18 protein-coding genes are annotated in these 19358 nt (G+C 63.3%); 11 read left to right on the top strand and 7 right to left on the bottom strand.

The features are described from left to right. The first annotated feature begins 125 nt into the window (after window positions 1-125). From ACGYK4_RS00755 to ACGYK4_RS00775, 5 genes are all read left to right on the top strand, one after another. The gene (locus ACGYK4_RS00755) at window positions 126-899 is read left to right on the top strand and encodes a hypothetical protein (protein ID WP_209217903.1); all 774 of its coding nucleotides are present in this window, start codon (window positions 126-128) and stop codon (window positions 897-899) included. A gap of 97 nt (window positions 900-996) precedes the next feature. Further along, the gene (locus tag ACGYK4_RS00760) at window positions 997-2145 is read left to right on the top strand and encodes an alpha-hydroxy acid oxidase (protein ID WP_394454720.1); all 1149 of its coding nucleotides are present in this window, start codon (window positions 997-999) and stop codon (window positions 2143-2145) included. A gap of 101 nt (window positions 2146-2246) precedes the next feature. Next, window positions 2247-5687: a pyruvate carboxylase gene (locus ACGYK4_RS00765; RefSeq protein ID WP_394454721.1), complete on the top strand. Its 3441-nt coding sequence runs from the start codon at window positions 2247-2249 to the stop codon at window positions 5685-5687. Between the two features lie 49 nt (window positions 5688-5736). Further along, window positions 5737-6111 (top strand): VOC family protein, encoded by a 375-nt coding sequence (locus tag ACGYK4_RS00770; RefSeq protein WP_394433054.1) that lies wholly within the window; start codon window positions 5737-5739, stop codon window positions 6109-6111. Between the two features lie 79 nt (window positions 6112-6190). After that, on the top strand, window positions 6191-6673 hold the full coding sequence (locus ACGYK4_RS00775) for a DUF2244 domain-containing protein (RefSeq protein WP_168611976.1): 483 nt from the start codon (window positions 6191-6193) through the stop codon (window positions 6671-6673). 68 nt (window positions 6674-6741) lie between these two features. Here the strand turns inward: ACGYK4_RS00775 and ACGYK4_RS00780 are convergent, their stop codons facing one another. Beyond that, window positions 6742-7200 carry a GatB/YqeY domain-containing protein gene (locus ACGYK4_RS00780; protein ID WP_394454722.1) on the bottom strand — a complete coding sequence of 153 codons (459 nt, stop codon included), beginning with the start codon at window positions 7198-7200 and terminating at the stop codon, window positions 6742-6744. A 195-nt stretch (window positions 7201-7395) separates the two neighbouring features. On the opposite strand from ACGYK4_RS00780, the gene carA reads away from it, so the two are divergent. Together carA and ACGYK4_RS00790 are read left to right on the top strand one after the other, a co-directional pair. Further along, the gene (carA, locus tag ACGYK4_RS00785; RefSeq protein ID WP_394454723.1) at window positions 7396-8556 is read left to right on the top strand and encodes a glutamine-hydrolyzing carbamoyl-phosphate synthase small subunit; all 1161 of its coding nucleotides are present in this window, start codon (window positions 7396-7398) and stop codon (window positions 8554-8556) included. A 93-nt stretch (window positions 8557-8649) separates the two neighbouring features. Continuing rightward, window positions 8650-10593 (top strand): glycosyltransferase, encoded by a 1944-nt coding sequence (locus ACGYK4_RS00790; protein ID WP_394454724.1) that lies wholly within the window; start codon window positions 8650-8652, stop codon window positions 10591-10593. Here ACGYK4_RS00790 and ACGYK4_RS00795 read toward each other — a convergent pair. After that, entirely contained in the window at window positions 10544-11197 is a 654-nt protein-coding gene (locus ACGYK4_RS00795) for a GntR family transcriptional regulator (protein ID WP_209217897.1), read from the bottom strand. The two genes, ACGYK4_RS00790 and ACGYK4_RS00795, sit on opposite strands and share 50 nt — an antisense overlap. Before the next feature lie 101 nt (window positions 11198-11298). Here ACGYK4_RS00795 and ACGYK4_RS00800 point away from each other — a divergent pair, with 101 nt between their 5' ends. Next, the gene (locus ACGYK4_RS00800; protein ID WP_394455102.1) at window positions 11299-11946 is read left to right on the top strand and encodes a pyrimidine 5'-nucleotidase; all 648 of its coding nucleotides are present in this window, start codon (window positions 11299-11301) and stop codon (window positions 11944-11946) included. After that, the gene (locus ACGYK4_RS00805; RefSeq protein ID WP_394454725.1) at window positions 11946-13145 is read left to right on the top strand and encodes a UbiH/UbiF family hydroxylase; all 1200 of its coding nucleotides are present in this window, start codon (window positions 11946-11948) and stop codon (window positions 13143-13145) included. Before ACGYK4_RS00800 ends, ACGYK4_RS00805 begins: the two co-directional genes overlap by 1 nt. A gap of 18 nt (window positions 13146-13163) precedes the next feature. Here ACGYK4_RS00805 and ACGYK4_RS00810 read toward each other — a convergent pair whose 3' ends face one another. The 3 genes from ACGYK4_RS00810 to ACGYK4_RS00820 form a co-directional block, all read right to left on the bottom strand. Further along, window positions 13164-14288 (bottom strand): aminotransferase class V-fold PLP-dependent enzyme, encoded by a 1125-nt coding sequence (locus ACGYK4_RS00810; protein WP_394454726.1) that lies wholly within the window; start codon window positions 14286-14288, stop codon window positions 13164-13166. 62 nt (window positions 14289-14350) lie between these two features. After that, entirely contained in the window at window positions 14351-14806 is a 456-nt protein-coding gene (locus tag ACGYK4_RS00815; protein WP_394433045.1) for an Lrp/AsnC family transcriptional regulator, read from the bottom strand. After that, the gene (locus tag ACGYK4_RS00820; RefSeq protein ID WP_394433043.1) at window positions 14803-15258 is read right to left on the bottom strand and encodes an Lrp/AsnC family transcriptional regulator; all 456 of its coding nucleotides are present in this window, start codon (window positions 15256-15258) and stop codon (window positions 14803-14805) included. The genes ACGYK4_RS00815 and ACGYK4_RS00820 overlap by 4 nt, the downstream gene beginning before the upstream one ends. A 134-nt stretch (window positions 15259-15392) precedes the next feature. Between ACGYK4_RS00820 and ilvC the strand changes: the two genes are divergently transcribed. Further along, window positions 15393-16415, top strand: a complete 1023-nt coding sequence (ilvC, locus tag ACGYK4_RS00825) for a ketol-acid reductoisomerase (RefSeq protein ID WP_168611968.1) — start codon at window positions 15393-15395, stop codon at window positions 16413-16415. 76 nt (window positions 16416-16491) lie between these two features. Next, on the top strand, window positions 16492-17412 hold the full coding sequence (locus tag ACGYK4_RS00830) for a DMT family transporter (protein ID WP_394433041.1): 921 nt from the start codon (window positions 16492-16494) through the stop codon (window positions 17410-17412). A 42-nt stretch (window positions 17413-17454) separates the two neighbouring features. Here ACGYK4_RS00830 and ACGYK4_RS00835 read toward each other — a convergent pair whose 3' ends face one another. Continuing rightward, window positions 17455-17946 carry a hypothetical protein gene (locus ACGYK4_RS00835; RefSeq protein WP_394433038.1) on the bottom strand — a complete coding sequence of 164 codons (492 nt, stop codon included), beginning with the start codon at window positions 17944-17946 and terminating at the stop codon, window positions 17455-17457. A 60-nt stretch (window positions 17947-18006) separates the two neighbouring features. Next, on the bottom strand, window positions 18007-19356 hold the full coding sequence (gene glmM, locus ACGYK4_RS00840) for a phosphoglucosamine mutase (RefSeq protein ID WP_394433036.1): 1350 nt from the start codon (window positions 19354-19356) through the stop codon (window positions 18007-18009). Between the last annotated feature and the right edge of the window lie 2 nt (window positions 19357-19358).

Genomic DNA, 19358 nt, shown 5'->3' on the forward strand with positions numbered 1-19358 from the left:
CAAGCCCCGATTTTGCGCCACTGCGGGCAAAACCGGGTGAATTTAAAATGCGGGGGAAATCTTTACCCGTTGATAATGCTTTGGCGGCAATGTGCTGACACAACGATAAACGAGAGGAACCGCTCATGTTCAGAAACGATGATACTTCGGTACTGCGCCGAGAGATTGACCGGTTCAAACTGCCGATGTTCATTGCGGAATTGAACGCCGACAGCGGGCATTTCGAACTTTTGGCCCTCAACACCGCCCATGAGGCGCATAGCGGCATGGTGATGAGCGAGGTCATAAACCGCCCCCTGCACAGTTTCATGCCCCATGAAGAGGCCGAGGCGGTCAATGAACGCTATGCGCGCTGCGTCTCGAACGCGGGGCAAATCCGCTATCGCGAGATGCTGCATATGCCACGCGGGCCGCTCATTTGGGACACCACGTTGCATCATGTACAATCCTACCGCGGTCTTGACCGGGTGGTGGGCAGCGCCATCGTTGTGGAGCGGGTCCAACGGGACAACCGCGATACCCTCGCTTTCGAGGATGTGCGCTATTTCGCGGCGACATCTTCGTTCAAACTCGAACAAATCTCGACGGTGCTGGATGCCGCCGAAAAGGGGCTGATCGATCCGGCGAAGCTTACCGGATCGGCGGGGATGCTGGCCGGGCTCTGCCGCGCGATCGACAGCACCATGCAAGAGCTACGCTCCATCGCGCAGGAACGGCTGGACGCTGAGGCCAATCCGACCGTTCACCTGATCGACATGGAAGGCGCCGCCGCCAGCGAAGGGGACGAAATCGAAGCAGCCATCGCGGCGCTTGTGGATATGGCCGACAACCTACCGACACCGCCGGGCCGCAAGGTAAGCGAGGCCGCCCCCCTCGCCCGCTCGGCGTTCCGTCAGTAGGGCTCCGGCGCCCGACCAAGACGGCAGCACTCTCAACCGATTTCCGACGCAGCCGCACCATCTGGACAAACCGCAACCCTTTGGCGCAAATGCCGCCATGGACCTACATGCAACCTACCCCGCCCTTTCGGACCTTCGCAGCCGCGCGCAGTCGCGCCTGCCGAAATTCGTTTGGGAATACCTTGATTCCGCCACTGGGACGGAGGCCACCAAACACCGCAACCGCGCGGCCCTAGACCGCGTTGGGCTGATGCCTTCGGTGTTGCACGGCGAATTCACCCCTGACCTCAGCGTCGATCTGATGGGGCAAAAGCTCCCCCTGCCCTTCGGCATGTCCCCTTTGGGCATGTCCGGCCTAATCTGGCCCGATGCCGAAGCCCATCTTGCCCGCGCGGCGGGTCGCGCCGGCATCCCCTTCGGCCTGTCCACCGTGGCCGCAACTTGCCCGGAAGATGTAGCGCCCCATCTTGGCGCGCATGGTTGGTTCCAGCTCTACCCCCCGCGCGACCCGGAAATTCGGACCGATATGCTGGCGCGGGCCAAGGCTGCGGGTTTCACGACTTTGGTCCTGACCGTCGACGTACCAGTCGCCTCGCGCCGTGAGCGGCAGACCCGCTCTGGCCTGACCAGCCCGCCCAAACTGACCCCGCGGCTGATGGCGCAGGTCGCGATGCGCCCGACTTGGGCAATGGGCATGGCCCGACGGGGGCTGCCGCATATGAAAATGCTCGACAAATACACCGAAGGCACGGCCACCGCGAACCTGCCCCCGACCGCGCATGTGGGCTATCTGCTGCGCACCGCGCCCGATTGGGATTATCTGCATTGGCTGCGCGACCACTGGCAGGGTCCGCTGGTGATCAAAGGCGTGCTGCGCCCCGAAGACGCCACGAAAATGGAAAAGGCCGGGGCCGATGCGATCTGGGTCTCGAACCACGCGGGCCGTCAGTTCGACGCGGCCCCCGCCAGCGCCGAGGCGCTGCCCGCCATTCGTGCCGCCACGAAACTGCCGGTGATCTTTGACAGCGGCGTGGAATCGGGCCTTGATATCCTGCGTGCCTTCGCGCTCGGCGCGGATTTTGTCATGCTGGGCCGGGCCTTCCACTTCGCCCTCGCCGCCCTTGGGCCGCGCGGGGTCGATCACCTGATTGATGTGCTTGCCCGCGACCTGACCGCCAATATGGGACAGCTGGGCGCGCAGAACCTGCGCGACCTTCCACCCCCCTTTGATCTGTCGCCGCTCTGATCGGAAAGCTTGCAGAAATGTGACAAAGACGGCCACAGCCCTCTTGCGCTGCACCGCAGCATCCCTAAGCTGCCTTTAAAACCAGCAGGGGAGACCAGCCAGTGACCGATTTTAAAAAGATCCTGATCGCGAACCGTGGTGAGATCGCGATCCGCATCATGCGCGCCGCCAATGAGATGGGCAAGAAAACGGTCGCGGTCTACGCCGAAGAGGACAAGCTGGGCCTGCACCGTTTCAAAGCGGATGAGGCCTATCGCATCGGTGAAGGTCTCGGCCCCGTCGCGGCCTATCTCAGCATTGACGAGATGATCCGCGTGGCCAAGGCGGCGGGTGCCGATGCCATCCATCCGGGCTATGGCCTGCTGTCGGAAAACCCGGAATTCGTCGATGCCTGCGAGAAGAACGGCATCACCTTCATCGGCCCGCGGGCCGAGACGATGCGCGCCTTGGGGGACAAAGCCTCTGCCCGCCGCGTCGCGATGGCGGCGGGCGTGCCGGTCATCCCCGCCACCGAAGTGCTGGGCGAAGACATGGATGCGATCCGCGCCGAGGCGGCCGAGGTCGGCTATCCGCTGATGCTCAAAGCTTCTTGGGGCGGCGGCGGGCGCGGGATGCGGCCGATCATGTCCGAAAAGGAACTGGAGGAGAAAGTCCGCGAAGGGCGCCGCGAGGCCGAAGCCGCTTTCGGCAATGGCGAGGGCTATCTGGAGAAAATGATCCTGCGCGCCCGCCATGTCGAAGTGCAGATCCTCGGCGACAAACAGGGCGACATTTACCATCTGTACGAACGCGACTGCTCGGTCCAGCGCCGCAACCAAAAGGTCGTCGAACGCGCTCCCGCCCCCTACCTGAGCGAGGAGCAACGCGCCGAAATCTGCGAATTGGGCCGCAAAATCTGCGCCCATGTGAACTATGAATGCGCGGGCACCGTCGAATTTCTGATGGATATGGAAACCGGGAATTTCTACTTCATCGAGGTGAACCCCCGCGTGCAGGTCGAACATACCGTCACCGAAGAAGTCACCGGCATCGACATTGTCCGCGCGCAGATCCTCATCGCCGAGGGCAAACCGCTGGCCGAGGCGACGGGCAAGGCGCGGCAAGAGGACATCACCCTCACCGGTCACGCCCTGCAAACCCGCGTCACAACCGAAGACCCGCAGAACAATTTCATCCCCGACTATGGCCGCATCACCGCCTACCGCTCGGCCACCGGCATGGGCATCCGGCTCGACGGCGGCACGGCCTATGCGGGCGGGGTCATCACGCGCTATTACGACAGCCTGCTGACCAAGGTCACCGCCAAGGCGCCGACGCCCGAGATGGCCATCGCCCGCATGGACCGCGCCCTGCGCGAATTCCGGGTGCGCGGGGTCAGCACCAACATCGCCTTCGTCGAGAACCTGCTGAAACATCCGACGTTTCTGAGCAACGAATACACCACCAAATTCATCGACGAGACGCCCGAGCTGTTCCAGTTCGAGCAGCGCCGCGACCGTGCGACCAAGGTGCTGACCTATATCGCCGACATCACCGTCAACGGCCATCCAGAGACCAAGGGCCATGCCCTGTCCGCCGCCCATGTCCGCGACCCCAAGCCGCCCGTGCTGCGCGGCGAGCCGCAGATGGGCACGCGTAACCTATTGGAACAAAAGGGCCCCGAGGCCGTGGCCGAGTGGATGGGCCAACAGCGGCAACTGCTCATCACCGACACCACCATGCGCGATGCGCATCAGTCGCTCTTGGCCACGCGGATGCGCAGCCTTGATATGATCAAGGTGGCCCCCGCCTATGCCGCCAATCTGCCGCAGCTCTTCTCGGTCGAATGCTGGGGCGGGGCGACTTTCGATGTGGCCTATCGCTTCTTGCAGGAATGCCCGTGGCAGCGCCTGCGCGATCTGCGCGCGGCCCTGCCCAATGTGATGACCCAGATGCTGCTGCGCGCCTCTAACGGCGTGGGCTATACCAACTACCCCGACAATGTGGTGCAGAAATTCGTGGCCACGGCGGCCAATACCGGCGTCGATGTGTTCCGCGTGTTCGACAGTCTCAACTGGGTTGAGAACATGCGCGTGGCGATGGATGCGGTCGTCGAATCCGGCAAGATTTGCGAGGGAACGATCTGCTACACGGGCGACATCTTTGACCCGGACCGCGCGAAATACGACCTTCAGTATTACGTCAATATGGGCAAGGAACTGAAAGCCGCCGGCGCGCATGTGTTGGGGCTGAAAGACATGGCAGGCCTGTTGAAACCCGCTCAGGCCCGCGCGCTCGTCAAGGCGTTGAAATCCGAGGTTGGTCTGCCGATCCATTTCCACACCCATGACACGGCGGGCAGTGCCACGGCCACCATCCTCGCGGCCTCCGAGGCGGGTGTCGATGCGGTCGACTGCGCGATGGATGCGCTTTCGGGCAACACCTCTCAGGCGACGCTCGGCACCGTGGTCTCGGCCCTGCAACATACCGACCGCGACACCGGGATCGACATGAAGGCCGTGCGCGAAATCTCTGATTACTGGGAAGAAGTGCGCGGCCACTATGCCGCCTTCGAGACCGGGATGCAGGCGCCCTCCTCCGAGGTTTACCTGCATGAAATGCCCGGCGGCCAGTTCACCAACCTCAAGGCGCAGGCCGCCTCCATGGGGCTGGAGGACCGCTGGCCCGAGGTGGCGCGCACCTATGCGGATGTGAACCAGATGTTCGGCGATATCGTAAAGGTCACGCCCTCGTCCAAAGTGGTGGGCGACATGGCGCTAATGATGGTCTCCCAAGGGCTGACCCGGGCGCAGGTCGAAGACCCGAATGTCGATGTCTCCTTCCCCGACAGCGTGATCGACATGATGCGCGGCAACCTCGGCCAGCCGCCGAATGGTTTCCCAGCGGGCATCGTCAACAAGGTGCTGAAAGGCGAGACGCCGAACACCGAACGCCCCGGCAAACATCTGGCGCCCGTCGATCTTGAGGCCGTGCGCAAGGAGCTTTCCGAGCAGTTGGACGGCATGCAGATCGACGACGAAGACCTCTGCGGCTACCTGATGTATCCCAAGGTTTTCCTCGACTACATGGGCCGCCACCGCATCTATGGCCCGGTGCGCACCCTGCCCACGCATACCTTCTTCTACGGCATGGAACCGGGGGCGGAGATCTCGGCCGAGATCGACCCCGGCAAAACCTTGGAAATCCGTCTTCAGGCCGAATCCGAGGCCGGAGAGGATGGCGAGGTGAAGGTCTTCTTTGAACTCAACGGCCAACCGCGGGTGATCCGCGTGGCGAACCGGCTGGTCAAGGATGCCACGGTGCAGCGCCCCAAGGCCGAGGCGGGCAATCCCGATCACATCGGCGCGCCGATGCCGGGGGTCGTGGCCTCCGTCGGGGTGAAGGCGGGCCAGCAGGTCAAGGCGGGCGACCTGATTTTGACCATCGAAGCGATGAAGATGGAGACGGGCCTCCACGCAGAACGCGATGCGGTGGTAAAGGCCGTGCATGTGCAGGCCGGTGGCCAGATCGATGCGAAGGACCTGCTTGTCGAGTTAGAGTAAATCACCCCCGGGCGCGGCCCCTTGCCGCGCCCCCACAAGGAGCGAGCCGATGCATCTCTCTGCGATAACCCTGATCGTCCCCGACTATGACGCCGGCATCGCCTTTTACTGCGGCGTCATGGGGTTCGAACTGACTGAGGACGTCGACCAAGGCCGCAAACGCTGGGTCCGCGTCACCCCGCCCGGCGCTGAGACGGGGTTTGTTCTGGCCCGGGCGGACGGAGAGGCGCAGCGCGCCGCCATCGGCAATCAGGGTGCGGGCCGTGTTTGGCTGTTCTTGAAGGCTAAGGATTTCGCGGCGGAATTCGACCGTCTGACCGCTGCGGGCGTGACCTTCGAAGAAGAACCGCGTCATGAGCCCTATGGCAAAGTGGCCGTTTTTCGCGATCCTTTCGGAAACCGTTGGGATTTGCTGGGTGATTGACCCCTCCCGCGGCTCCGCGCCGCATTGCCATTGCCCGGCCCATCGCTATTTTGGCTTTTGACTGAGCCTGAGCGATCCCATGCCCTACGAATGGACCACCCCGCCCCGCGCCACTCCGCAGCAGATGCGCCTTTGGCCGCATCAATCCCTGCCCGCGCGCGGTTTTGCGGCCTTTATGCTGGCCACTTTTACGCTGGCTATGATTCCGCTTTTCGCCATGCTCGGCACCGCCCTGCTCTGGGGGCTGCTGCCCTTCGTACTTCTGGCCTTGGGGGCGGTCTACTGGGCCTTGCAACACAATCACCGCGCCCGCCAGATCGAAGAGGTGCTGACCCTCGATGACACCACGGCGCGGCTGGTGCACACCACCGCCAAGGGCGAGGTCAAGGATTGGGACTGTAACCGCTACTGGACCCAAGTGAAGAAATACGACGATGACGGCCCCGTGCCGCATTACGTCACCCTACGCGGCGAGGGCCGCGAGGTTGAGATCGGTGCCTTCCTCAGCGAAGAAGAGCGTATCGCGCTCTACGACGATCTGGCACGGCATCTGCGGAACTGAAAAGGGCCAGACACTAAAAAGGGCCAGACCTTGCGGCCCAGCCCTCTGTTTTTCAACTCAATTGCGGCTCAGCTCAGGCGGTCTTTGATAACCGGGCCCACTGCGCCGAAATCCATTTGGCCGGTATAACGCTCTTTCAGCAGCCCCATAACCTTGCCCATGTCGCGGATCGAGGTCGCACCGACATCGGCCACGGCCTTATCCACGGCGGCGGCGGTTTCGGTGACGCTGAGCTGCCTTGGCAGGAATTCTTCGATCACCTCGACCTCCTCGCGCTCGCGCTCCGCAAGGTCCAGCCGCCCGCCCTCTTCATAGGCGCGCGCCGATTCCTGACGCTGTTTGGCCATCTTGCTGAGGATGCCCAGCACTTCGGCATCCGACACGCCCTCATCCGTGCCGTTGGCCCGGGCGGCGATGTCCTTGTCCTTGATCGCGGCGTTGATAAGCCGCAGCGTCGAAAGCCGGTCCGCCGCCTTGTCTTTCATGGCCTGTTTCAAAGCATCCGAGATGCGCATCCGCAATGACATGGTGGTTTCCTGTGTTTCGCTAAATCCAAGGGTCGCAGCTTAGCGGCTCTCTCGCTGCGGAGCAATGGGGGGCGACCATAGGTAAACTACTGATCTGAAACGATATCTCATTTCCCTCCGCCTATTGACCCCGCGCCCGCGCGGGATTAGGTTGCCACCCGTTTACCCGCACCCTTTCTGCCCGGAGACTGCCCCATGTCCGCGCCCGCTCGCCCACGCCCAACCGCCTGCCTTGCCCTTGCGGATGGATCGATTTTCTACGGCATGGGGTTTGGCGCGACCGGCCAGACCGTGGCGGAGTTGTGCTTCAACACCGCGATGACCGGCTACCAAGAGATCATGACCGACCCCTCCTATGCGGGCCAGATCGTGACCTTCACCTTCCCGCATATCGGCAATGTGGGCACCAATCCCGAAGATGATGAGACGGGCGATCCGGTCGCCGCGGGCATGGTCGTCAAATGGATGCCCACCACGCCCAGCAGCTGGCGCAACATTCAGCCGCTGTCGGATTGGCTGGCGTCGCGCGGACGCATCGCCATCGGCGGTGTCGACACCCGCCGCCTGACCCGCGCAATCCGCCAGCAAGGTGCGCCGCACGCCGCCCTCGCCCACGACCCAGATGGCAACTTCGACATCGAAGCGCTGGTCGCCGCCGCGCGCGATTTTGCCGGGCTCGAAGGGATGGATCTGGCCAAGGACGTGACCTGCGCCCAGACCTATCGCTGGAACGAGATGCGGTGGGCATGGCCCGACGGCTACGCGCCGCAAACAGAAGCCAAGCACAAGGTCGTCGCCGTGGACTATGGCGCGAAACGCAACATCCTGCGCTGCCTCGCCTCTGCGGGCTGCGATGTCACCGTGCTGCCCGCCACCGCGACCTATGACGACATCATGGCCCATGAGCCCGATGGCGTCTTCCTCTCCAACGGTCCCGGCGATCCGGCGGCGACGGGCGCCTATGCCGTGCCGATGATCCGCGAGGTTTTAGACAAGACCGATCTGCCGGTCTTTGGCATTTGCCTTGGCCACCAGATGCTTGCGCTAGCGCTTGGGGCGACCACCGTTAAGATGAGCCACGGCCATCACGGCGCCAACCACCCGGTCAAGGATTACGACACCGGCAAGGTCGAGATCACCTCGATGAACCACGGTTTCGCTGTCGACGGGCAGTCCCTGCCCGAGGGCGTGCACGAGACGCATGTCTCGCTCTTTGATGGGTCGAACTGTGGCATCCGCGTCGATGGCCGCCCGATCTGGTCCGTCCAGCACCACCCCGAAGCCAGCCCCGGCCCGCAAGACAGCTATTACCTGTTCGAACGGTTCAGCGAAGCGATGGCCGAGCGCAGCGCGTAAAATTTTCTACATGCACTGATTGCACAGGCGACTTTTAACTCTCGATTAACGGTCGCCTGCCAGTCTCATTCCGGAACCTCGACGGGGCACGGAATGAGCAACCTTCGCCTGAAACTCTCAGCGCCGCGGATGGCCACCGCGCCCGCCCGCCGGATGCGGTTGGGCCAACATTTAATCGCCGCAGGGGTCATCGGCCCGCGCGATCTGCTGCACGGGCTTGACCTACAGCGCCGCATCGACGCCCCTCTGGGCGAAGTTCTGGCCACCGAAGGCTTGGTCGCCCCCGATGACATCGTCAAAGCGCTTGCCCGGCAATATGGCGCCCAACCTGTCGACTTGACCCGCAGCCCCTGCGATCAACGTCTTGCGGCTCGGATACCCGCGCGTCTCTGTCTGCAATTCGGTGCCGTGCCATGGCTGGAACTTGGGGACCGGCTTTTCGTGGCCAGCGGTCGCCCCGCGGATTTTCCTCAACTTTGCAAAGCTTTGGGGGAGCGGGGGAAAACTTTGGTGTTGGTCGTCGCCGACCCCCGGGAGGTGCGCAGCCAGATCGGCAGGCTCTATGCCGCGGAACTCGCGGAACATGCCGTCACCCGCGTCGCGGATGCGGAAAGCTGTCGGAACTGGGGGGTGCGCAGCTGGAAACGACGGTTTGCGCTGCGGGGTATTCTGCTGTCGCTTTTTGCGCTACTGCTGTTTTTCCCCTCCGCCCTCCTTACGATCGCTCTCCTCTGTGGCGCGCTCACTCTGCTGCTGACCAGCGGGCTCAAGGCCGCGGCCCTTTGGGCCTCTCTCACCCGGCCCAAGCCCCCTCGGTCGCCGCCAAATGCCGCAGAGATTAAGGGATTTCGCCTGCCCCGTGTCTCGGTTCTCGTGCCCTTGCTGCATGAGGAAGAGATCGCGCAGGCGCTGATCGCGCGGCTTTCGCGGCTCACCTACCCAAAATCGCTGCTGGAGGTGGTTCTGGTCCTCGAAGCGAGTGACAAGCTCACCCGTGAGACCATCGCCCGCACGCCCTTGCCGCCATGGATCAGCGTGATCGAAGTGCCCGATGCCGGGGCGCTCAAAACCAAGCCCCGCGCGCTGAATTACGCGCTCGATTTCTGCCGCGGCAGCATTATCGGCGTTTGGGATGCGGAGGATGCGCCGGAGCCGGATCAGATCGAACAGATCGTCACCCGCTTTCATAATGCGCCCGAAAATACCGCTTGTTTGCAGGGGGTTCTGGATTTCTACAACAGCCGCGGCAATTGGATGGCCCGCTGTTTTTCGATCGAATATGCGACATGGTGGCGGATGATCCTACCGGGCGTGGCCCGGCTAGGGCTGGTCGTCCCGCTGGGCGGCACCACGCTGTTTTTTCGGCGCGACATCCTCGAAAGGATCGGCGCTTGGGACGCCCATAACGTGACCGAGGATGCCGATCTCGGCCTCCGGCTGGCGCGGCGCGGCTATGTGACCGAACTGATGCGCACCACCACCTATGAAGAGGCCAATTGCCGCCCCTGGCTTTGGGTGCGGCAAAGATCCCGTTGGCTGAAGGGCTATCTCATCACTTGGGCGGTCCATATGCAAAGGCCACGTGCCCTGCTGAATGACCTCGGCCCCCTGCGGTTCACCGGCGTGCAGGCGATCTTTCTCGCCACGGTTTCGCAATTCGCCCTCGCGCCCCTTCTCTGGTCGCTGTGGCTGAGTTTTTTCGGGCTGTATCACCCGGTCACGGACTGGCTTGCGCCACCCGTCCTGACGGCGATCTTCGCGCTGTTCATCCTATCGGAATTGCTGAACTTCTGCGCCGCCACCATCGCGGTCTCAAACCGGGGTCAACGGCATCTTCTGCCTTGGGTCATCACCTGCCCGCTCTACTTCGCATTAGGCGCCTTGGCCGCCGCCAAAGCGCTGTTTGAGCTCTATCGCAGCCCACATTTCTGGGACAAAACCGCCCATGGCCACACCCTGCCGCGCTATGTAAAACCGCGCAAAAGGCTCAAAAATCATCCTCGCGCCGGGCCGCTTCCTGCTTCAAACGCGTCATGAAGGCGACAGAGATATGCGTGCGCAGCGCCTCATCCGCGCCATCCTCATCGCGGGCTTCGATCATCTCCACGATGCGGTTGTGTTCGGCCTGCGCAATCTCCCCCCGCCCTTCCACCGCGAGAGATGAAGTCGCCATCAAGGCCATAGAGCGGTGCACGAGGTCGAGCTGCTGCACCAAATAGCGGTTGTGCGACGCCAGATGGATCTGCTTGTGAAACCGTTTATTCGCCCGTGCCAGCGCATTGGGATTGCCCGCCAGCGCGTTGTCGGCATCCACCATCTCGCGCAGCACGCGCACCTCCTCGGCGGTGGCATGGCGCGCGGCCAGTCGCGCGGCCAGCCCCTCCAGCTCGCCCCGGACGACGTAAAGCTCGGCCATCTGGTTGTGATCCAGCGAGGCCACGATCAGGCTACGCCCATCGCGCATGAGCAGAGACTGCGTCTCAAGCCGTTGTAATGCCTCGCGGATCGGCGTTCGCGAGACGCCGAAACGCTCGGCCAATTCGCTCTCCACCAAGCGGTCACCGGGGCGATAGGTGCCAATGTCGATGGCCTCCAGAATCATCGAATAGGCGTCGGTCGGGCCGGTCTTGGGGTCGGGCATCAGCTATCAGTCCTTGAAAGTTGCGCCACCTTACTCACCGCGACCATTTGCGCAACCCGGCAGGGCTTGCGCGGCTGCGCGTCTCGGCCTACCTCTGCGCCATGCCGCGCGATGCTTTTTCTCATGTCACCACTTGGGTCTTCGACCTTGACCAGACACTCTATCCGCCCGAGGCGCGGCTTTTCGACCTGATCGAAGCGCGTATGGTCGATTGGGTGATGCGCGCGATCAAGGTCGACCGCGCCGAGGCCAACCACCTGCGCCAGCATTATTGGCAGACATACGGCACCACGCTGGCCGGCTTGATGCGCGAACACGGCGTCGACCCCGGCCCCTACCTGACCGAGGTGCATGACATCCCGATGGACCGGCTCACCCCCGATCCCCTGCTCGCTCAGGCCATTCGCGTGTTGCCGGGGCGGCGGATCGTCTACACCAACGGCTGCGCGCCCTACGCCGAACGGGCGCTTGAGGCCCGCGGCCTTTCGGGGCTTTTCGACGCGGTCTATGGTGTCGAACACGCTGATTTCCTGCCCAAACCCGAAGCCGCCGCCTATGACAAGGTCTTTGGCATCGACGGGTTCCAGACCGCCTCCGCCGCCATGTTCGAGGATGATCCACGCAACCTCGCCGCGCCCCACGCTCTGGGGATGCGCACGGTGCATGTGGCCCCGGAACGTGGCGAAGGCGATCACATCCACTACCATACGCAAGATCTTTGCGAATTCTTAACACGGGTGGCGGGCTGATGACCTTCGATTGCGATATCCTGATTTCCGGCGGCGGCATCGCCGGGTTGACCGCGGCGGCGGCCTTTGGCGCGGCGGGCTTCAATGTGATCTGCGTCGACCCCACCCCGCCCGTCACCGATGGCGCCGCCAAGGGGGCCGACATGCGCTCCACCGCGCTGCTGCAACCGGCGCGGCGCCTGTTGGAGGACGCGGGTCTTTGGGACTGTCTTGCCCCCCATGCCGCCGCCCTGCAAATCATGCGGATCGTCGATGCGGGCGGCGAAGACCCGACGCCGCGGGTGACCCGCGAGTTCGACGCCGCCGATATCTCTGACGCACCCTTCGGCTGGAACTTTCCCAATTGGCTGCTGCGGCGCGAAATCCTGACCCGGCTTAACGAATTGCCGAACGTGGATTTCCGCCCCGGCACCGGCACCACCACGCTTTTCACCCGCCAAAGTGAAGCGCGCGTGGGGCTGAGCGATGGCAGCCGGATCAGAACCCGGCTCGTCATCGCCGCCGACGGGCGCAACAGCCCCATGCGCGAAGCCGCCGGGATCGAGGTCACCACCCGGCGCTACGGGCAAAAGGCACTGGCCTTCTGCGTGACCCATCCGATCCCCCATGAAAACGTCTCGACCGAGGTGCACCGCTCCGGCGGTCCTTTCACCCTCGTGCCCCTGCCCGACCGCGACGGCATGCCCTGTTCTGCCGTGGTCTGGATGGACGATGGCCCCGCAACCCAGGCCCGCGCCACGCGCGACCCCGCCGCTTTTGAGGCCGAGGCGACCGCCCGGTCGGCCAATCTCTTCGGCCCGCTCACCCTCGCCAGCCCCCGTGCCCTCTGGCCCATCATCAGCCGAGAGGCCAAACGTCTTTCTGCCGAACGGCTGGCCCTCGTGGCGGAAGCCGCCCATGTGCTGCCCCCCATCGGGGCACAGGGGTTGAACATGTCGCTGACCGATATGGCGACCCTGCTGGAACTCGCCCGCGCCGCACCAGAACGCCTCGGCGATGCCGAGATGCTGGAGGCCTATCACAAGGCCCGCCACGCCGATATCGCGCTCAGGGTCCGGGGCATCGACCTGTTGAACCGCGCCAGCCAAGCCAGCAGCCCGCTTGCCCGAGGCGCGCGGGCGGCAGGGCTCAACGCGCTCTACGCCCTGCCCCCGGTGCGAAAAATGCTGATGCAAATGGGGCTGGGCCTGCGCCGCTGAACTGCGGCGCAGAGGGTCTTACAGAACCTCATCCAACACCGCCGTCAGCCGCGCCACGGTCGCGTCGACATCATAAAGCTTATCCAATCCGAACAGCCCCAGACGGAAGGTGCGGAAATCATCCGGCTCCCCCACCTGCAACGGCACCCCGGCGGCGATCTGCATGCCATGGGCGGCGAAAGCCTTGCCGTTTTGCACATCGGGATCAGCAGTATAGCACACGACCACCCCCGGCGCGGCGACCCCCTCTCCGGCGACTGAGGTTACACCGCGGTCGGCCAAGACCTGACGCACCGCTTCGCCCAACCGCCACTGCGCCTCTTTCAGTCGGTCAAACCCATAGTCCCGCGTCTCTTGCACCGTATCGCGGAACACGCGCAGTGCGTCCGTCGGCATGGTGGCGTGATAGGCATGGCCGCCCGCCTCATAAGCCTTCATGATGTCGCGCCATTTGCGCAGATCGATGGCAAAACTGTCCGACGTGGTCTCATTCAGCCGCGCCTCGGCCCGCGCCGACATCATCACCAAACCGGCCGAGGGAGAGGCACTCCACCCCTTCTGCGGGGCCGAGATCAGCACATCTACCCCAAGCGCCTTCATATCCACCCAGACACAGCCCGAGGCGATGCAATCCAGCACCATCAGCGCGCCCACCTCATGGGCCGCCGTGGCCATTTCCTTGATATAGTCATCCGGCAGGATCATGCCCGAGCTTGTCTCCACATGCGGGGCGAACACCACCTGCGGCTTCTGCGTGCGGATCGCGGCGGTGACCTCGTCGATCGGGGCGGGCGCAAAGGGCGCGGGGCTGGCATTGCCCTGCATCCGCGCCTTCATCACCTCGGCGCTATTGGTCAGATCGGCACTCTCGATGATCTGGCTCCAGCGGTAAGAGAACCAGCCGTTGCGCACCACCAGCACATCCTGCCCCCGCGCGAACTGCCGCGCCACGGCCTCCATCGCGTAGGTGCCGCCACCGGGCACCAGCAACACGGCATCGGCGTTATACACCTCACCCAGCCAGTGCGAGAGGTCGCGCATGACCTGCTGAAACTCCGCCGACATGTGGTTGAGCGACCGGTCGGTAAAGACCACGCTGAATTCGTCAAGCCCCGAAGGGTCTACCGTGTCGAGCAATGCCATCGTTCTTCCTCCATCATTCGAAGCAAAGGCATATGGCCCGCCACGGCAAAAGGCAAATGCGGCTAAAGCGGCCCCGGCAGGCGCTCTTCGCTTAACAGCACATTCGCCTCCACCTCCCCCGCGCCGGGCAGGGTCATGATCCGCCGCCTGAGAACACGTTCGAAATCCGGCAGGTCCCGCGCCACGACCCGCAGACGATAGTCGAACAGTCCCAAAACATGTTCCACCGTCTGCACCTCGGGAATGGCCGAAACCGCCCGCTCGAAATCCTCCAAACTGACCCGCCCGCGCGTGGCCAGCTTGATGCCCAGAAACACCGTGACACCAAAGCCCAAAGCCTCTGCATTCAAGCGCAACCGCCGCCCGGCAATCGCGCCGCCCTCCTCCAGCCGTTTGATCCGCCGCCATGTCGCAGGCTGCGACAGACCAAACCGCCGCCCCAAGGCACTGGCACTTTGATTGGCGTCCCGCGCCAGCGCCTGCAGCAAGGCGCGGTCAATGTCATCAAGCTCGATCAAAGCGGCAGCCCCTCCTGCGTCTTGATCCGCGCCACATGCATCAACGCCTCGATCTCAGCGATATGCGGCAGGGTCAGGATGCGACTGCGGTAAATCTGCTGATAATGCCCCATGTCCCGCGCAATGATCGACAGCCGCAGATCGACCCGCCCCAAAAAGGTCTGCAACTCGATCACCTCAGGCACCTGGCGCGCCTGTGCCATGAAGACATCAAAAGCATTCGCCTGCGTTTTGTCCAAGGTCACCCGCAAGGACACTTCCAAAGCATAGCCAAGCGCCGCCCAATCGATCACCACCCCGCTGCCCTGCACGATCCCCTGATCTTGCAGCCGCGCAATCCGCCGCGCCGCTTTGCCGGAGGTGATATTGCACCGCTCCGCCAATTCCCCGGGGCTGAGACTCGGCTCCGCCTGCCAATACCGTAGAATACGGCGATCCAGATCATCAAGCATGATTTTTCCGTTTTAGAGCGATACCACGAATAACTATCTTCATCCTTTCACAAATACCTCTGCGATGACAATGGCTACTGCGCGCGACTTCGCTATGGTGAGACCCAGAACGAGACAAACCAAAGGACAAGATCATGCGCGTTTACTACGACCGCGACTGCGACGTGAACCTCATCAAGGACAAGAAGGTGGCGATCCTCGGCTATGGCTCCCAAGGCCACGCCCACGCGCTGAACCTGCGCGATTCCGGTGCCAAGAACCTCGTCGTCGCCCTGCGCGAAGGCTCCGCTTCCGCCGCCAAGGCCGAGGGCGAAGGCCTCAAGGTCATGGGCATCGCCGAAGCCGCCGCTTGGGCCGACCTGATCATGTTCACCATGCCCGATGAACTTCAGGCTGAAACTTACAAGAAATACGTGCATGACAACATCCGCGAGGGTGCCGCCATTGCCTTCGCCCACGGTCTGAACGTCCACTTCGGCCTGATCGAGCCGAAAGAAGGCGTCGACGTGATCATGATGGCCCCCAAAGGCCCCGGCCACACCGTGCGCGGCGAATACACCAAAGGCGGCGGCGTGCCCTGCCTCGTGGCCGTCGACAAAGACGCCTCCGGCAAGGCGCTGGAAATCGGCCTCTCCTACTGCTCCGCCATCGGCGGTGGCCGCTCTGGCATCATCGAGACCAACTTCCGCGAGGAATGTGAAACCGACCTCTTCGGCGAGCAGGCCGTGCTCTGCGGCGGTCTGGTTGAACTGATCCGCATGGGCTTCGAGACGCTGGTCGAAGCCGGCTACGCCCCTGAGATGGCCTATTTCGAATGTCTGCACGAAGTGAAGCTGATCGTCGACCTGATCTATGAAGGCGGCATCGCCAACATGAACTACTCGATCTCGAACACCGCGGAATACGGCGAATATGTCTCCGGCCCCCGCATTCTGCCCTACGACGAGACCAAGAAGCGCATGAAAGACGTGCTGACCGACATCCAGAACGGCAAATTCGTGCGTGACTTCATGCAAGAAAACGCTGTTGGCCAGCCTTCGTTCAAAGCGACCCGTCGCATCAACGACGAGCACCGCATCGAACAGGTCGGCGAGAAGCTGCGTGAGATGATGCCGTGGATTTCCGCAGGCAAGATGGTGGACAAGGCCAAGAACTGAGCCAAATCTCCCCAAAGATAAGACGACATCGACCCCGGCCTCGCGCCGGGGTCTTTGCCTTTACGCCGGAGCCCCGATGAACACCACGCCTCAAATCACGCTGACAAGCTGGCTGCTGATCGCCCTTTTGGGGTTTGTTTGGGGGGGCACCTTTCTTTTTACCGAAGTGGCGCTCACCGGGATCACGCCCTTCTGGCTCGCCGCCTCGCGGATCGGGTTGGCGGCGGTGGTGATGCTGGCGCTCTGGGCCCTGCGGGGGTTCGCGCTTTTCACCGCGCGCCCCTCTGCCTCCGACATCCTCGTGCTGGTGACCATCGGCATCATCAGCTCGGCCCTGCCCTTTTCGCTGCTCGCATGGGGGCAGCAATATGTGACCTCGGGCTTTGCCGGGGTGACCATGGCTTCTGTCGCACTGATCGTCCTACCCATGGCCCATTTCCTGCTGCCGGGGGAGCGCATGACCCCGCGCAAGGTCGGCGGCTTTGTCATCGGTTTCATCGGCGTCGTCGTGTTGATCGGCGGGCAAGCCTTTGAAAGCACCGGCGCTGCGATGGAGACGGCAGGGCGTATGGCCTGCGTCGCCGCGGCCTCTTGTTATGCGGTAAGCTCAATCCTCATGCGGCGGCTGCCTTCGGTTGATCCGATCGGGCTCGGGACGGTGCTGATGCTGATCGGCGCCGCGGTGATGCTGCCCGCAGCCTTCCTCAGCGAGGGCGCGCCATCCCTGCCCGCGCCTAAAATACTCGCCGTTTTGGCCTTTCTCGGCCTAATCCCAACCGCGGGCGCGGCCTTCCTTCGGGTCTATGTGGTGCGCACCGCGGGGCCGGTCTTCATGTCCTTGGTGAATTACCAAGTGCCGGTCTGGTCGGTCCTGCTGGGCGCGCTGGTGCTGTCAGAGCCGCTGCCAATGTCGTTGCTTTACGCGATGGCGCTGATCCTTGCGGGGGTCGGGCTCAGCCAATACGGCGCGCTGAAACGGTTGTTCCGGGGAAGCTGAGGTAGGCTCGCGGCCGACGAACGCGCCCGCGAACCCGTCGGATCAGTAGCGTCCTAAGGCCATCTTGGTCTTTGCAGTAACTTTTCCGGCACCATTGACGGCCTTCACCACGGCCTCATAACTGTTGCCCTTTCCCCCTGAACAGGGTGGCAGATAACCGGCAGAGCGGTAGTCGCCCGTCCCCCTTGCCGCTTTGATGACCCGCACGCCACGCGGCATTTTCGCGGTCAGCCCCGGAACCGCGGGCAATTTGGCGCTACTGCCCTTTACGTTATAGCCGATTGTCCCATGCCCACCGCCGGAGGACAGAGGGCCATAACTACGGTCATTGAACTCGACCACGACCATCGCGGTCCCGGTGGGAAGACCGGTGACCTGAAAGGGCGGTGTCATCCCCTTACCGCCGAACAGGGTGCATTGCTGTCCGGCGGGGACAGTCTTGCCATTCCACGGCGCGAGAACTTGCGCCTTCATATCGGCAAATGCAGGGACGGCGAGAAACAGGGTGGCGCAGAAAGTCAGCGAAAAGCGCATTGTGGAAATCCTATAAAGTTAAACCATCAAACTATGCACGCCGACCAATGCCGATCAACCTTAAATTGTAGCGACCACCCTACCCACCGCCTCGACCACGCTGTCGACGGCACGCTCCATCAGCGCCGCGTCCTCATGTTCGGCCATGACGCGCACCAAGGGTTCCGTGCCCGATTTGCGGATCAACAGCCGCCCACCCTGCGCCAGATCGGCCTCTGCCTGCGCGATGGCGGCTTTGACCTGCGCGTCTTCCAGCGGGGCCTGCCCGGCGGAGAAGCGCACGTTTTTCAGCAGCTGCGGGACCGGGTCGAATTGGTAGAGCAGTTCCGAGGCAGGTTTGCCCGAGCGTACCATCTCGGCCAGAAACTGCATCCCAGCCATCAGCCCGTCGCCCGTGGTCGCATAGTCGGTCATCACGATATGGCCCGACTGCTCCCCCCCGAGGTTGAAGCCCCCATCGCGCATCCGCTCCACCACATAGCGGTCGCCGACGCCGGTCCGCTCCAGCCGCACACCGCGGTCATTCAGAAAACGCTCCAGCCCCAGATTGCTCATCACCGTAGCGACGAGCGCCTTGCCCGCAAGACGCTCCTCTTCGGCCCAACGCGCGGCCATCAGCGCCATGAACTGATCGCCGTCGCCGATGCGGCCATTCTGATCGATCAGGATCACCCGGTCAGCGTCGCCATCAAGGCAGATGCCCACATCGGCGCCATTGGCCACCACGGCCTCCGCCGCCGATTGCGGCTGGGTGGAACCGCAGCCATCGTTGATGTTGAACCCGTTCGGGTCCACGCCCACGGGGATCACATTCGCGCCCAATTCCCACAGCGCCATCGGCGCCACATGGTAGGCCGCGCCATGGGCGCAGTCGATCACCACCTTGAGCCCATCGAGACGCATCTGCCGCGGGAAGGAGGATTTGACCCGTTCGATATAGCGAAATCGGCTGTCGTCGATCCGCTTGGCCCGGCCAATCTGATCCGGCGCCGATGGCTCGACCCCCTCGGCGACCAACGCTTCGATTTCCTGCTCGACCTGATCGGAGAGTTTGAACCCATCCGGGCCGAAGAACTTGATGCCATTGTCGCTGGCCGGGTTGTGGCTGGCAGAGATCATCACCCCCAGATCGGCCCGCATGGAGCGCGTCAAAAGCCCCACCGCCGGTGTCGGCACCGGCCCCAGCAGCAACACGTTCATGCCGGTGCTGGTGAGGCCCGCAGTCAGCGCGTTTTCGAACATATAGCCTGACAGGCGCGTGTCTTTGCCGATGACCACACGGTGCACGCCGCTTTTCTCACGCCGGAAATAGCGCCCGACGGCGGCACCGATACGCAGCGCCATGTCGGCGGTCATGGGGTGAATATTGGCGGTGCCCCGCACGCCGTCTGTACCAAAAAGCTTTGTCATAT

The sequence above is a fragment of the Sulfitobacter sp. 1A13368 genome (genome assembly GCF_043557275.1).
Taxonomy (GTDB): Bacteria; Pseudomonadota; Alphaproteobacteria; order Rhodobacterales; family Rhodobacteraceae; genus Sulfitobacter; species Sulfitobacter faviae.